The sequence below is a fragment of the Streptomyces sp. NBC_00582 genome (assembly GCF_036345155.1).
In the GTDB taxonomy this organism is placed as follows: Bacteria; Actinomycetota; Actinomycetes; order Streptomycetales; family Streptomycetaceae; genus Streptomyces.
Genome location: NZ_CP107772.1, coordinates 7,327,063 through 7,342,093 on the forward strand (window position 1 = coordinate 7,327,063; position 15,031 = coordinate 7,342,093).

Here is a 15,031-nt window from a genome sequence, read left to right on the forward strand (position 1 = left end):
GCCGTTACAGTCGAGAACGCGCAAGACCCCGCACGGCGTTCGAAACCCCGGGCATGCCGCCGCCCCGGACATGTCACCGACACTCGAACCAGCCTGGAGGTCCCCCATGTCGCTGCGCCACCTCACCCCCCACGACCAGCGCCTCTTCAGCCGGTACGGCCGGGGCCCCGCCGTCCCCGTCCCGGACCCCCTGGTCCACCGGGCCGTGGAACGGCAGGCCGCCGCCACCCCGCACGCCGTCGCCGCCGAACACCAGGGCGCGACGCTCACCTACGGCGAACTCGACCGCTACGCCGACGCGGTCGCCGCCCGGCTGGTCCGCGAGGGCGTCCGCCCCGGTGACCACGTCGGGCTCTTCGTCCGCCGCTCCGTCCCTCTGCTCGTCGGCCTGCTCGGCATCCTGAAGGCGGGCGCCGCCTACGTCCCCCAGGACATCGGCCTCGCGCCGAGGGCCCAGCTCGACCATGTCGTGCGCACCGCCGCCACCGCCGTCGTCCTCACCCAGCGCGAGCACCTGGCGCGGGTGCCCGCCGGCCCCCGGGTGATCGCCCTCGACGACCCCCTCGAACCGGCCCGGGCGCCCCGCCCCCGCATCCACCCCGACGACGGCTGCTACGTCCTGTTCACCTCGGGCACCACCGGCCGCCCCAACGGGGTGAAGGTCACCCACCGCAACGTCGCCAACATCCTCCTCACCCAGCCCGGCGCCCTCGGCATCCGCCCCGGCGACCGGGTGGCGCACCTCCTCAACGTGGCCTTCGACATGGCCGCCTGGGAGATCCTCGGCTGCCTCGCGCACGGCGCCACCCTCGTGATCCGCGGCAGGGACATCGCCGCGGCCGCCCGCACCGCCACCGTGCTGATCGCCACCCCGACCGTGCTGTCCGGCATCGACCCGGCCGCCTGCCCCCGGGTGCGCGTGGTGGCCGTCGCCGGGGAGCCCTGCCCGCGCCCGCTCGCCGACGCCTGGGCCCGCCGCACGGCCTTCTACAACTGCTGCGGCCCCACCGAGACCACCATCGTCAACACGATGAGCCGCCACGACCCGGCCGATCCCCTCCTCACCATCGGCCGCCCCACCCCCAACAACACGGTCTACGTCCTCGACGCCGACCGCCGTCCGCTGCCCATCGGCGAGGTCGGCGAGATGTGGGCGGGCGGCGCGTGCGTCTCGGCGGGCTACCTGGGCAACGACGCCCTGAACGCGGAGCGGTACGCCCCCGACCCCTTCCTCGGCGGCGACCGACGGATGTTCCGCACCCGTGACCTGGGCCGCTGGACCCCCGACGGCCGGCTCGAACACCTCGGCCGCACCGACGACCAGGTCAAGGTGCGCGGCTTCCGCGTCGAACTCGACTCCGTCTCCTCGGTCCTCGAACGGCTCCCGGGCTGCACCCGCGCGGTGACCCTCCAGCGGGACGCCCGCAGCCTGGTCTCCTTCGTCTGCCCGGCGGACGTCGACCCGGACACGGCCCGCCGCGCGGTCGCCGACGCGCTGCCCTACTACTGCGTGCCCGTTGATGTCATGCCCCTGACATCCTTACCGGAGACCGACCGCGGCAAGATCGACAAGCAGGCGCTGCTGCGGCTGGCGCGCGAGCGGACGGCGACGGCCCGGGACCGGGTGGCGGTGACCCGGTGACCACCTCCCTGGACCGCGCGACCGTCGAGCTGCCCCCACCGCTCTCCGCGCCCCGGCGGCTGCTCAAGAACCCCCGCCTCATGCACCACCACCGGCTGGTGGCCCTGGTGCTCACCGTCAACGCCTCCTATGTCTGGCTGAGTTGGCCCCTACCGGAGCGCGCCCTCGGCCACGCGGCCCTCGCGAACCTCGCCCTGGCGGTCCTCGTCCGCCAGCAGTACGTCATCAACCTCCTGTTCCGGCTGGCGACCTCGGCCCCGACCCACTGGCCGCTCCGGGTGCGCTGGACGCTCGGCAAGGTCTACCACTTCGGCGGACTGCACATGGGCGGGGCGCTGGCCGGGGCCGCCTGGTTCCTCGCCCTGACCCTGCGGACGACGAACCGGCCTCTCCTCGCGGTGAGTTGGACCCTGGTGGCCCTCCTCGCGGTGATCGTGACGACCGCACTGCCGCCCTTCCGCTCCCGCCACCACGACACCTTCGAGAGGATCCACCGCTTCGGCGGCTGGACGGCCCTCGCCCTGTTCTGGACGCACACGCTCCTGTCCGCACCGGGCCCGGCGGAGGTGTCCGTACTGGCGCTCGTCACCTTCAGCGTCGCCCTGCCCTGGCTCAGACTGCGCAAGGTCGACGTGCGCACCGAACGCCCCTCCCCGCACGTGGCGCTGGCCCGCTTCGACTACGGCGAGACCCCGTTCGCCGGCTCCTCGACCGCGATCAGCCGCAGCCCGCTCACGGAGTGGCACTCCTTCGCCAACGTCCCCGCGCCCGGCGAGTCCGGCTTCCGGCTCACCATCTCCCGGGCCGGCGACTGGACCGGATCCTTCATCGACGACCTGCCCCCGACGGTGTGGACCAAGGGCATCACCACGGCCGGCGTCGCCAACATCGAGGTCCTCTTCCGCAAGGTCGTGTACGTGGCGACCGGCAGCGGCATCGGCCCCTGCCTGCCCCACCTGCTGGCCGCCGAGGTCCCCTCACGGCTGGTCTGGGCGACCCGCGCCCCCCGCGCCACCTACGGCGACGCACTCGTCGACGAGATCCTCGCCGTCCAGCCGCAGGCCGTCGTGTGGGACACCTCCCGCGACGGCAAACCCGACATGGTGGCCCTCGCGTACGCCGCCTACCGGGACTTCGGGGCGGAGGCCGTGATCTGCATCTCCAACAAGAAGCTGACCTGGCAGGTCGTGCACGGCCTGGAACGGCGCGGGATTCCGGCCTACGGCGCGATCTGGGACTCATGAGAGGAGCGGCCGCGATGTCCCGGCTGAAAGTGGACCGCGAGGGCGCGGTCGTGACCCTGACCCTGCACCGCCCGCACGTCCTCAACGCCCTGGACTGCGCCCTGCTCACCGAACTCCTGGAGATCCTGCGCCCGTTGGACGCGGACCCCGCCGTCGGCTGTGTGGTCCTCACCGGATCCGAGCGGGCGTTCGCGGCGGGCGCCGACATCAGGGAGATGGCGGACAGGACGGCCGTCGAGATGATGACGAAGGACCACTTCGGCGGATGGGAGGACTTCACCGACCTGCGCGTCCCGAAGATCGCGGCGGTCAACGGCTTCGCCCTGGGCGGCGGTTGCGAGCTGGCGATGATGTGCGACCTGGTGATCGCGGGGGAGTCCGCGGTGTTCGGCCAGCCGGAGATCACCCTGGGCGTCATCCCCGGCATCGGCGGCACTCAGCGCCTGACCCGCCTCGTCGGCCGCGCCAAGGCGATGGACCTGGTCCTCACCGGCCGCACCATGGACGCCGCCGAGGCGGAACGCGCGGGCCTGGTCTCCCGGGTCGTCCCGGACGAGCGGGTCCTGCCCGAGGCCCTCCGGGCGGCGGCGATGATCGCCTCGTACGGCCGACTCGCGGTCCGCGCGGCCCGCGAGTGCGTGGACCGGGCCCTGGAGACCGGTCTGCGCGACGGCATCCGCCACGAACGCCGCCTCTTCCACGCCCTGTTCGCGACGGAGGACCAGAAGGAGGGCATGACGGCGTTCCTGGAGAAACGCCCCCCGGTGTTCCGGGGCCGCTGACGGCCGGGGGCGGGGGCGGCGGCCTCCCCTCCCGCCCCCGGTCACTTCGCCGCCGCCAGCGCCCGCGCCACGCCCTTCTCCTTCGGACCGAGGAACCGCGGATCCGGCTCGAACACCGCGTCCAGAGCCGCCTTGCCCGCCGCGAAGATCTCCCGCGCGCCGCCGTAGTACCAGGTCACGTCGTGCTTGGCGTCGACACCGACACCGTACGAGTCGACGCCCGCCGCCTCGCACAGCGCGACCGCCCGCCGGATGTGGAAGCCCTGGCTGATCAGCACCGCGCTGTCCACACCGAAGATCCTCTTGGCGCGCACACAGGAGTCCCAGGTGTCGAAGCCGGCGTAGTCGCTGACGATCCGCGCGTCCGGCACCCCGTGCTCGGTGAGGTACGCCCGCATGGCGTCCGGCTCGTCGTAGTCCTCGCGGCTGTTGTCGCCGGTGACGAGGACGACCTCGATCCGGCCCTCCTGGTACAGCTTCGCCGCCGCGTCGAGCCGGTGCGCCAGATACGGCGACGGCTCCCCGTCCCACAGCCCCGCGCCGAAGACCACGGCGACCTCCCGGCGCGGCGCCCCCGCCGTCGTGCCGATCCGGTCGCCCGTGGACACGAACAGCCAGGTGGCGGGCAGCAGCGCGAGCACACACCCGGCCATCACCGCCTGCACCAGCCGGCGCCGCCCGGCACGGGTGCGCGGCAGCCGCGGTCGACGGATGTTCATGAGGTGCTCCCTGCGTGGATCCGGCTCGAAATCCCGTTCGGCCTGGGAAGACGCAGCGCACGGTGATCCGGTTCGCCCGCCCGCGGAGGGCCCCGACCTCACAGCGCCCGGGGAGGCGCCGTGAACCCCCGGAAAATACTCGTGACGGTCAGGCAACGGGGGTGCAACCTCGCCCGGCGACGATCGGTGCATGAGCCAGCCAAGCCTCGTCCAGCTCGACGCCCGCCGGCGCCCGGCCCCGCCCGCGCTGGTGGTCGTCGCCCACGGCAGCCGGGACCCGCGCGCCCTCGCCACCGTCCGCACCCTCCTCGACCGGGTCCGCGACCGGCGCCCCGGCCTGCCGGTGCACCTCGGCCACATCGAGCTGAACGAGCCCCTGCTCACGGACACCCTGGCCGGCCTGGACGCCCGCGGCACGACGGACGCCGTCCTGGTCCCCCTCCTCCTGGCCCGCGGCTACCACGTCAAGCGCGACATCCCGGAGATGGCGGCGGCCGCCCGGGTACGCACGCGCGTGGCGGCCCCGCTGGGCCCGCACCCCCTCCTGGTGGACACCCTGCACACCCGCCTCCTGGAGGCCGGCTGGCCCCCGGCCACGACCCCCGACGACCGCCGCACGAGCGCCGTGGTCCTGGCGGCGGCGGGCTCCCGCGACCCCGACTCGGCGACGGACACCCGCCGGACGGCCGACCTGCTCGCGAAGCGGTTGGGCGTCCCGGTGGTCCCCGCGTACGCCTCCACGGCCACCCCGACGGTCGACACGGCACTGCGCACCCTGGCGGCGAGGGGCCGACACCGGGTGGCGATCGCCTCGTACTTCACCGCCCCGGGCCGCTTCGCGAGCGAGTGCGCGGCAAAGGCCCCGTGGATCGCCTCGGCCCCCCTGGGCACCCACCCCGCGATGGCGGACCTGTTGCTCCACCGCTACGACGGGGCCCTCGCGGCGGGGGGCACCATCAGCGCCGCCTGAACACAGAACCCGGCACTCCGGTGGGCCCCCATTGTCACTCCCGCCGCTTACTGTCGAAACATGCCCTATGACCTGCCGTCAGCCGAACGCTGGGCCCCCGAACCGGACAAGCGCCCCGGTCGCACCGCCTTCCAGCGCGACCGCGCACGACTCCTGCACTCCTCGGCGCTGAGAAGACTCGCGGGAAAGACCCAGGTCGTCACCCCGGGCGAACGCAGTCAGGAATGGGACGCCACCCCCCGCACCCGCCTCACCCACTCCCTGGAGTGCGCGCAGGTCGGCCGCGAGCTGGGCGCCGCCCTCGGCTGCGACCCCGACCTGGTCGAGGCGGCCTGCCTCGCGCACGACCTCGGCCACCCCCCGTTCGGCCACAACGGCGAACAGGCGCTCAATGACTTCGCCCGGGACTGCGGCGGCTTCGAGGGCAACGCCCAGTCCCTGCGTCTCCTCACCCGCATCGAACCCAAACGCTTCACCGCCGAGGGCTCCGTCGGCCTCAACCTCACCCGCGCCACCCTCGACGCCGCCACCAAGTACCCCTGGCCGAGGGGCGCCCACCCCACCGACCCGGCGTCCCCCAAGTTCGGCGTCTACGAGGACGACCGGCCCGTCTTCGACTGGGCCCGCAAGGAGGCCCCCGGCAACCGCACCTGCTTCGAGGCGCAGATCATGGACTGGTCCGACGACGTGGCCTACTCGGTGCACGACGTGGAGGACGGTCTGCACGCCGGTCACATCGACCCCGGCCGGCTGCGCGACGAACCGGAGCGCGCCGAGGTCTTCCGGGTCGCCGTCGGGCGGTACGTCCCCGCCGGCACCGACCCGGCCGAACTCGCCGCCGCTCTCGACCGCCTCCAGGACCAGGAGTGGTGGCCGCACGGCTACGACGGCTCGGCGGTCGCCCAGGCCCGCCTCAAGGACGCCACCAGCCAGCTCATCGGCCGCTTCTGCCTCGCCGCCGAGGGCGCCACCCGCGAGCGGTACGGCTCGGGGCCCCTCACCCGCTACGGCGCCGCGCTCGTCGTACCGCACGAGACGCGCCTGGAGTGCGCGGTCCTCAAGGCCGTCGCCGACCGGTACGTCATGCAGCGCGCCGAACAGGAACGGCTGCGGGCCGACCAGCGTGTCGTGATCACCGAGCTGGCCGAGGCCCTCACCGCCCGCGCGCCCGAGGGACTCGACCCCCAGTTCCGCGCCCTGTTCGAACAGGCCCCCGACGACCGCGCCCGCAAGCGCGTGATCGTCGACCAGATCGCCTCCCTCACCGACGCCTCGGCCCGCTCGCTCCACTCCCGGCTGACCGGGCGGCCGTGACCGGAGGGGCCTGAGCGCACACAAGTGCACGTGAGTGAACGCAAGTGCACCCAAAAGAGCTCGAAGGTGACCCAGCGTGGCCTGATCGGGTCACGTCCCCTTCCCCCATCACGCTCCGTGCGGGACGCTCGCAGGTGGCGGTTCTCTTACGAGGAGGCATCACGTGGTCGACGCGGATCAGACATTCGTCATCGTCGGAGGGGGCCTGGCCGGCGCGAAGGCGGCCGAGACGCTGCGGGCGGAGGGCTTCACCGGCCGCGTGATACTGATCTGCGACGAACGCGACCACCCCTATGAGCGGCCGCCGCTGTCCAAGGGGTTCCTCCTCGGCAAGGAGAGCCGCGAGAGCGTCTTCGTGCACGAACCCGCCTGGTACGCGCAGAACGACATCGAGCTGCACCTCGGCCAGACCGTCGACGCGATCGACCGTACGGCGAAGACGGTCCGCTTCGGCGACGACGGCACCCTCGTCCACTACGACAAGCTCCTGCTGGCCACCGGCGCCGAACCGCGCCGCCTCGACATCCCCGGCACCGACCTCGCGGGCGTCCACCATCTGCGCCGGCTCGCTCACGCCGAACGCCTCAAGGGCGTCCTGACCGCCCTCGGCCGCGACAACGGCCATCTGGTGATCGCGGGGGCCGGCTGGATCGGCCTGGAGGTGGCGGCGGCGGCCCGGGAGTACGGCGCCGAGGTCACCGTCATCGAGCCGTCCGCGACCCCCCTGCACAACGTCCTCGGCCCCGAGCTGGGCACTGTCTTCGCCGAGCTCCACCGCGAGCACGGCGTCCGCTTCCGCTTCGGCGTCCGGCTGACCGAGATCGTCGGCCAGGACGGCATGGTCCTCGCCGTCCGCACCGACGACGGCGAGGAGCACCCGGCCCACGACGTCCTCGCGGCGATCGGCGCCGCCCCGCGCACCGCTCTCGCGGAGGCCGCCGGGCTCACACTGGCCGACCGCGCCCACGGCGGAGGCGTCGCCGTGGACGCGCGGCTGCGCACCTCCGACCCGGACGTGTACGCCGCCGGGGACGTCGCCTCCTTCCCGCACGGCCTGTTCGACACCCGGCTGCGGGTCGAGCACTGGGCCAACGCCCTCAACGGCGGACCGGCGGTCGCCCGCGCCATGCTCGGCAAGGAGATCACCTACGACCGGGTCCCCTACTTCTTCACCGACCAGTACGACCTGGGCATGGAGTACAGCGGCTGGGCGCCGCCGGGGTCGTACGACCAGGTCGTGATCCGGGGCGACGCGGGCAAGCGCGAGTTCATCGCGTTCTGGGTGAAGGAGGGCCGCGTCCTCGCCGGGATGAACGTGAACGTGTGGGACGTCACAGAGACCGTCCAGAAGCTCATCGCCTCCGGAACCCCGGTGAACACGGAGGCACTGGGGGACCCCCACCTCCCCCTCGACGGTCTGCTCCCGTAGCTGTCGGTGCGCCCCCGTAGAATTCACGCGTGGCAGGACGGATCAACGACGAGGACGTGAAGGCGGTACGGGACGCGGTCCCGATCGACGCCGTCGTGTCCGAATACCTCCAGCTGCGCAACGCGGGCGGCGGCAACCTCAAGGGGCTGTGCCCGTTCCACGACGAGAAGTCGCCGTCCTTCCAGGTCAGCCCGAGCAAGGGGCTCTTCCACTGCTTCGGCTGCCAGGAGGGCGGCGACACCATCACGTTCGTGATGAAGGTCGACCACCTCACCTTCTCCGAGGCCGTCGAGCGGCTCGCCGCCCAGGCCGGCATCACCCTGCGCTACGAGGAGGGCGGCTACAACCCCTCCCACCAGCGCGGCGAGCGCATCCGGCTGGTCGAGGCCCACAAGATCGCCGCCGACTTCTACACCGAACAGCTCGCCACCAGCCCGGAGGCCGACACCGGCCGCCAGTTCCTCGCCGAGCGCGGCTTCGACCAGGCCGCCGCCCAGCACTTCTCCGTCGGCTACAGCCCCCAGGGCTGGGACCACCTCACCCGCTTCCTGCGCGGCAAGGGCTTCACCGACAAGGAGCTGCTGCTCTCCGGCCTCTCCCAGGAGGGCCGCCGCGGCCCCATCGACCGCTTCCGCGGCCGGCTGATGTGGCCCATCCGCGACATCGGCGGCGAGGTCGTCGGCTTCGGCGCGCGCAAGCTCTACGAGGCGGACAACGGCCCCAAGTACCTCAACACACCCGAGACGGCGATCTACAAGAAGTCCCAGGTGCTGTACGGCATCGACCTCGCGAAGAAGGACATCGCCAAGTCCTCCCGCGCGGTCGTCGTCGAGGGCTACACCGACGTCATGGCCTGCCACCTCGCCGGGGTCACCACCGCCATCGCCACCTGCGGCACGGCCTTCGGCGGCGACCACATCAAGATCCTCCGCCGGCTGCTGATGGACAACGGCAGCGCCCGCGTGATCTTCACCTTCGACGGGGACGCGGCCGGCCAGAAGGCCGCCCTGCGCGCCTTCGAGGACGACCAGAAGTTCGCCGCCGAGACCTACATCGCCATCGCCCCCGACGGCATGGACCCCTGCGACCTCAGGCTGATCAAGGGCGACGAGGCGGTCTCCGACCTGGTCGAACCCCGCACCCCGCTCTTCGAGTTCGCGCTGCGCCAGATCGTCGTACGGTACGACCTCGACACCCCGGCGGGCCGGGCGGCGGCGCTGGACGAGGCCGCCCCGATCGTCGCCCGCATCAAGAACAGCGGCGCCCAGCACGAGGTCGCCGTCCAGCTCGCCGGCATGCTCGGCATCCTCGACACCCAGTTCGTCGTCAAACGCGTCGCGCAGCTCGCCCGTTGGGCCCGCGACCGGGGCGGCAAGGGCCCCGCGCCGGCCGGCCGAAGCCCCCAGCAGCCGTACGAGGCAGCCCCCCGCCCCGCCGCCTCCGGCCCCGCCCTCACCCTGCGCAACCCCGTCTACGCGACCGAACGCGAACTCCTCAAACTCGCCCTCCAGCGGCCCGAACTGGTCTCCCCGGCCTTCGACGCGTACGGCGTCGACGAGTTCACCGCCGCCCCCTACGCGGCCGTACGCCAGGCCGTCCTGGACGCGGGCGGCGCCGAGTGGGGCGTCCAGGACCCCCAGGAGTACCTGATCCGCGTCCGCGAGTCCGCCCCCGACGACACGGTCCGCGCCATGGTCACCGAACTCGCCGTCGAGCCGATCATGCGCCGCACCGTCGACGAGGTGTACGCCGGCACGGTCCTCGTCCAGGTCCGCCGCCGCGCCGTCGAACGCCGGGTCCGCGACGTCCAGTCCCAGCTGACCCGCCTCGGCGCGGGCGGTGACCAGGCCCAACTGGCCGCCGTGCAGAACGAACTGTGGGTCCTTCAGCAGTACGACCAGGCCCTGCGGGAGCACGGCGCCGCAGCGCTCTGAACAGCTTGTTACGGGCCGGACTCAAAAAGTCACCGCACGCCCCTCGTGGCGGGGATGTGTCGTACTCCACACTGGGTCCGGTGCCTGAGTCCTCGGAGCGGCCCCCGCAGTACCGCTGCCGCTCACCTCAGCAGCGATCATCCTGGAGGTCGCCCCCGTGCAGACCCAGACCCTGACGCAGAACGCCAGCACTACCGACGACACGGAACCGGACGCCGAGAACGACGTCCTGGTCGCGGTCCCGCCGCAGAACCGTGCCGCGCACCACCCGGAGACGGAACCGCCCCCGGAGGCCCTGGAAGAGGCCCCCGAGCCCGTGGAGGCGCCCCCGTCCCGGGCGGCCGCCGACACGAGCGGGCCCTCCTCGGACCTGTTCCGGCAGTACCTTCGGGAGATCGGCCGCATCCCGCTGCTCACCGCGGCCGAGGAGGTCGAACTCGCCCGCCGGGTCGAGGCCGGCCTGTTCGCCGAGGAGAAACTGAGCAACACCCCCGACCTGGACAGCGACCTCGCCCTCGACCTCGACCGGCTGGTCGTCATGGGCCGCATGGCCAAGCGCCGCCTCATCGAGGCCAACCTGCGGCTCGTCGTCTCCGTCGCCAAACGGTACGTCGGACGCGGCCTGACCATGCTCGACCTGGTCCAGGAGGGCAACCTCGGGCTGATCCGCGCGGTCGAGAAGTTCGACTACGCGCGCGGCTACAAGTTCTCCACGTACGCCACCTGGTGGATCCGCCAGGCCATGTCCCGCGCCCTCGCCGACCAGGCCCGCACCATCCGGGTCCCGGTCCATGTCGTCGAGCTGATCAACCGGGTGGTGCGGGTCCAGCGCCGGATGCTCCAGGAACGCGGCTACGAGCCGACCGCCGACGAGGTCGCCGGCCAGCTCGACCTCGCCCCCGAGCGGGTCGGCGAGGTGCTGCGGCTCGCCCAGGAACCCGTCTCCCTGCACGCCCCCGTGGGCGAGGAGGACGACGTGGCCCTCGGCGACCTCATCGAGGACGGCGACGCGACCAGCCCCGTCGAGTCGGCCGCCTTCCTGCTGCTGCGCGAGCACCTGGAGGCGGTGCTGTCCACGCTCGGCGAGCGTGAGCGCAAGGTCGTGCAGCTCCGCTACGGCCTCGCCGACGGGCGGCCCCGCACCCTGGAGGAGATCGGGCGCATCTTCGGGGTGACGCGGGAGCGGATCCGTCAGATCGAGTCGAAGACGCTGAACAAGCTGCGGGATCACGCTTTCGCGGACCAGCTCAGGGGCTACCTGGACTGAAGGTCGCCCACCTGGAGGTGGGCAACCCCTAGTCCACCTCCGCCACCGCCTGCGCGAACTGCGCCTGGTACAGCCGGGCGTACGCCCCGCCCGCCGCCAGCAGCTCCGCGTGCGCGCCCTGCTCCACGATCGAGCCGTTCTCCATCACCAGGATGGTGTCCGCGTCCCGGATGGTGGAGAGACGGTGGGCGATGACGAACGACGTCCGGCCGTGCGCCAGCTTCGCCATCGCCTTCTGGATCAGCACCTCCGTGCGGGTGTCGACCGAGGAGGTCGCCTCGTCGAGGACCAGGATCACCGGGTCGGACAGGAACGCCCGCGCGATCGTGATCAGCTGCTTCTCACCCGCGCTGACCCCACTGCCCTCGTCGTCGATCACCGTGTCGTACCCCTCGGGCAGCGTCCGCACGAACCGGTCCGCGTGGGCCGCCCGCGCCGCCTCCTCGATCTCGCCCCGGGTGACCTCGCGCGAGGCGCCGTACGCGATGTTCTCCGCGATCGTGCCGCCGAACAGCCAGGTGTCCTGGAGCACCATGCCGATCCCGGCGCGCAGCTCGTCCCGGGACATCCGGGCGATGTCCACGCCGTCGAGGGTGATCCGCCCGCCCGAGACGTCGTAGAACCGCATCAGCAGGTTGACCAGTGTGGTCTTGCCGGCGCCGGTCGGACCCACGATCGCGACCGTGTGGCCCGGTTCCACCGTCAGCGAGAGGTCCTCGATGAGCGGCTTCTCGGGGTCGTAGCGGAACGAGACGTGGTCCAGCGCGACCCGCCCGCGCAGTTCCTCCGGCTTGGCGCCCGCCGCCGGGTCGGCCTGCTGCTCCTCCGCGTCGAGGAGTTCGAAGATCCGCTCGGCGGAGGCGACACCGGACTGCACCAGGTTCGCCATCGACGCGACCTGCGTCAGCGGCATCGAGAACTGACGGGAGTACTGGATGAAGGCCTGCACATCACCGATGGACAGGGCGCCCGACGCCACGCGCAGACCACCGACCACCGCCACCAGCACATAGTTGATGTTCGACACGAAGAACATCAGCGGCTGCATGATCCCGCTGTTGAACTGCGCCCTGAACCCGGCCTCGTACAGCGCCTCGTTCTGCTCGGCGAACTGCCGCGCCGACTGCTCCTGACGGCCGAACACCTTCACCAGCGTGTGGCCGGTGTACATCTCCTCGATGTGCGCGTTCAGCTTGCCGGTGGTGCGCCACTGCTGCACGAAGTGCGGCTGCGACCGCTTGCCCACCTTCGCCGCGACGACCGCCGACAGCGGCACCGTCACCAGCGCGACCAGCGCGAGCAGCCAGGAGACCCAGAACATCATCGCCAGCACGCCGATGATCGTCAGCAGCGAGTTGATGAGCTGCCCCATCGACTGCTGGAGCGTCTGCTGGATGTTGTCGATGTCGTTCGTGGCGCGGGAGAGCACCTCGCCGCGCTGACGCTTGTCGAAGTACGACAGCGGCAGCCGCGACAGCTTCGTCTGCACGTCCTCGCGCATCCGGAACATCGTGCGGTTGACGGCCCGGTTGACCAGGCGCGTCGCCACCGCCATCAGCAGACCGGCGACGAGGAACACCCCGACCGCGAACAGCAGGACCTCACCGACCTGGTCGAAGTCGACGCCCTTGCCGGGGGTGAAGTCGGTGCTCTTGAGCATGTCGGCGACCTGACCCTCGCCGCGCTCCCGCATCGAGTCGAGCACCTGCTCCTTGCTCGCGCCGTCCGGCATCTGCCGTCCGATGATGCCCGCGAAGACCAGGTCGGTCGCCTTGCCGAGGATCTTCGGGCCGACCACGTTCAGGCCGACGCTGATCACCACGCAGAAGAGCATCCCGTAGAGGGTGAGCCGCTCCGGCTTGAACTGGGTGAGCAGCCGCCTGCCGGACACCTTGAAGTCCAGCGAGCGGTTGTCGGGACCAGTGCCGGCCATCATGCGCCCCATGGGCCCGGCCATCAGGCAGCCTCCGCTTCCGTCAGCTGGGAGAGCACGATCTCCCGGTAGGTCTCGTTGTCCGTCATCAGCTCGCGGTGGTTTCCGGTGCCGACGACCCGGCCCTCGTCGAGGACGATGATCCGGTCGGCGTCCCGGATGGTCGCCACCCGCTGGGCGACGATCACCACGGTCGCCTCCGCCGTCTCCCGGGCGAGCGCCGCGCGCAGGGCCGCGTCGGTGGCGTAGTCGAGCGCGGAGAAGGAGTCGTCGAAGAGATAGATCTCCGGCCGCTGCACGAGCGTCCGGGCGATCGCGAGCCGCTGCCGCTGACCGCCGGAGACATTGGTGCCGCCCTGGGCGATGGGGGAGTCCAGCCCGTTCTCGAGCTTGGTCACGAAGTCCTTGGCCTGCGCCACCTCCAGCGCGTGCCACAGCTCCTCGTCGGTCGCGTCCGGGTTGCCGTAGCGCAGATTGCTCGCGACGGTCCCCGCGAAGAGGTACGGCTTCTGCGGGACGAGCCCGACGGTCCTGGCGAGCAGCACCGGATCGACGTCGGCCACCGGCACCCCGTCGACCAGCACCTCCCCGTCGGTCGCGTCGAACAGCCGCGGGACGAGTCCGAGCAGCGTGGACTTGCCGCTGCCGGTGGAGCCGATGACGGCGGTGACCTCGCCGGGCCGCGCCACCAGGTCGATCGCCTTGAGGACGGGCTCCTCCGCACCCGGGTAGCGGAAGCCGGCCGCCCGGATCTCCAGATGACCGTGCCGCCGCAGCTCGGTGACGGGCGCCACCGGCGGCACCACGGACGACGAGGTTCCGAGCACCTCCTGGATGCGTTCGGCGCACACCTCCGCGCGCGGCACCTGCATGAACATGAAGGTGGCCATCATCACGGACATGACGATCTGCATGAGGTAGGCGAGGAACGCCGTCAGGTCGCCGATCTGCATCTGGCCGCTGTCGATCCGGTGGGCGCCGAACCAGACGACCGCGATCGAGGACAGGTTCACCGTGGTCATGACCACCGGGAACATCAGCGCCAGCATGTTGCCGGTCTTCAGCGAGATGCCGGTGAGATCGGTGTTGGCCTTCCGGAACCGCTGCTGCTCGTACTCGTCGCGGACGAAGGCGCGGATCACCCGGTTGCCGGTGATCTGCTCGCGCAGGACCCGGTTGACGGTGTCGAGGCGCACCTGCATCGACCGGAACAGCGGCCGCAGCCGCCGCACGATCAGCGTCACGCAGATGCCCAGCACCGGCACGACGGCGACCAGCACCCCGGACAGCGGCACGTCCAGGCCGAGCGCCATGACGATGCCGCCCACACACATGATCGGCGCCGAAGCCATCAGCGTGAACGCCATCAGGGACAGCATCTGGATCTGCTGGACGTCGTTGGTGGTCCGGGTGATCAGCGAGGGCGCGCCGAACTGGCCGACCTCCCGGGAGGAGAAGGACTGCACCCGGTCGAAGACGCCCGCCCGGACGTCCCGGCCGAGCGCGGAGGCGGTCCGGGCGCCGTAGTAGACGGCACCGATGTTGCACACGACCTGCGCCAGCGAGATGCCGATCATCAGGGCGCCGTAGGACAGGATGTATCCGGTGTCCCCCTCGACGACGCCGTTGTCGATGATGTGCGCGTTCAGTGTGGGCAGGTACAGGGTGGCGCAGGTCTGCAGGAACTGCAGCAGCACCAGCAGGGCGATGGGTTTCTTGTAGGGCCTGAGGTAGGTCCGCAGAAGTCGTATGAGCACGCTACGTCTCTCGGAGTCGGCGGTAGGGGCATTGGTTGCC

11 protein-coding genes are annotated in these 15,031 nt (G+C 71.7%); 8 read left to right on the forward strand and 3 right to left on the reverse strand.

Annotation, left to right across the window (positions count from 1 at the left end):
• Nucleotides 1-106 precede the first annotated feature (106 nt).
• The 3 genes from OG852_RS33155 to OG852_RS33165 are packed head-to-tail and all read left to right on the forward strand — an operon-like array spanning nucleotide 107 to nucleotide 3,668.
• Nucleotides 107-1,642: an amino acid adenylation domain-containing protein gene (locus OG852_RS33155; RefSeq protein WP_330349874.1), complete on the forward strand. Its 1,536-nt coding sequence runs from the start codon at nucleotides 107-109 to the stop codon at nucleotides 1,640-1,642.
• The gene (locus OG852_RS33160; RefSeq protein WP_330349875.1) at nucleotides 1,639-2,886 is read left to right on the forward strand and encodes a hypothetical protein; all 1,248 of its coding nucleotides are present in this window, start codon (nucleotides 1,639-1,641) and stop codon (nucleotides 2,884-2,886) included. Before OG852_RS33155 ends, OG852_RS33160 begins: the two co-directional genes overlap by 4 nt.
• A 14-nt stretch (nucleotides 2,887-2,900) precedes the next feature.
• The gene (locus tag OG852_RS33165) at nucleotides 2,901-3,668 is read left to right on the forward strand and encodes an enoyl-CoA hydratase-related protein (RefSeq protein WP_330349876.1); all 768 of its coding nucleotides are present in this window, start codon (nucleotides 2,901-2,903) and stop codon (nucleotides 3,666-3,668) included.
• Between the two features lie 41 nt (nucleotides 3,669-3,709).
• Here the strand turns inward: OG852_RS33165 and OG852_RS33170 are convergent, their stop codons facing one another.
• On the reverse strand, nucleotides 3,710-4,387 hold the full coding sequence (locus OG852_RS33170) for a SanA/YdcF family protein (RefSeq protein ID WP_330349877.1): 678 nt from the start codon (nucleotides 4,385-4,387) through the stop codon (nucleotides 3,710-3,712).
• 190 nt (nucleotides 4,388-4,577) lie between these two features.
• On the opposite strand from OG852_RS33170, the gene OG852_RS33175 reads away from it, so the two are divergent.
• The 5 genes from OG852_RS33175 to OG852_RS33195 all read left to right on the forward strand — a co-directional run bounded on the left by OG852_RS33175 (nucleotide 4,578) and on the right by OG852_RS33195 (nucleotide 11,301).
• Nucleotides 4,578-5,357: a sirohydrochlorin chelatase gene (locus OG852_RS33175; protein ID WP_133909570.1), complete on the forward strand. Its 780-nt coding sequence runs from the start codon at nucleotides 4,578-4,580 to the stop codon at nucleotides 5,355-5,357.
• Nucleotides 5,358-5,417: 60 nt separating this feature from the next.
• On the forward strand, nucleotides 5,418-6,671 hold the full coding sequence (locus OG852_RS33180; protein ID WP_133909571.1) for a deoxyguanosinetriphosphate triphosphohydrolase: 1,254 nt from the start codon (nucleotides 5,418-5,420) through the stop codon (nucleotides 6,669-6,671).
• A 163-nt stretch (nucleotides 6,672-6,834) separates the two neighbouring features.
• The gene (locus tag OG852_RS33185) at nucleotides 6,835-8,100 is read left to right on the forward strand and encodes an NAD(P)/FAD-dependent oxidoreductase (RefSeq protein WP_330349878.1); all 1,266 of its coding nucleotides are present in this window, start codon (nucleotides 6,835-6,837) and stop codon (nucleotides 8,098-8,100) included.
• A gap of 29 nt (nucleotides 8,101-8,129) precedes the next feature.
• Nucleotides 8,130-10,034: a DNA primase gene (gene dnaG, locus OG852_RS33190; RefSeq protein WP_133909573.1), complete on the forward strand. Its 1,905-nt coding sequence runs from the start codon at nucleotides 8,130-8,132 to the stop codon at nucleotides 10,032-10,034.
• Nucleotides 10,035-10,149: 115 nt separating this feature from the next.
• Nucleotides 10,150-11,301, forward strand: a complete 1,152-nt coding sequence (locus OG852_RS33195; RefSeq protein ID WP_133909574.1) for an RNA polymerase sigma factor — start codon at nucleotides 10,150-10,152, stop codon at nucleotides 11,299-11,301.
• Between the two features lie 28 nt (nucleotides 11,302-11,329).
• Here OG852_RS33195 and OG852_RS33200 read toward each other — a convergent pair whose 3' ends face one another.
• Nucleotides 11,330-13,258 (reverse strand): ABC transporter ATP-binding protein, encoded by a 1,929-nt coding sequence (locus tag OG852_RS33200; protein WP_330349879.1) that lies wholly within the window; start codon nucleotides 13,256-13,258, stop codon nucleotides 11,330-11,332.
• Nucleotides 13,258-14,991, reverse strand: coding sequence for an ABC transporter ATP-binding protein (locus OG852_RS33205; RefSeq protein WP_133909576.1), 1,734 nt, complete (start codon nucleotides 14,989-14,991; stop codon nucleotides 13,258-13,260). The genes OG852_RS33200 and OG852_RS33205 overlap by 1 nt, the downstream gene beginning before the upstream one ends.
• Nucleotides 14,992-15,031 lie beyond the last annotated feature (40 nt).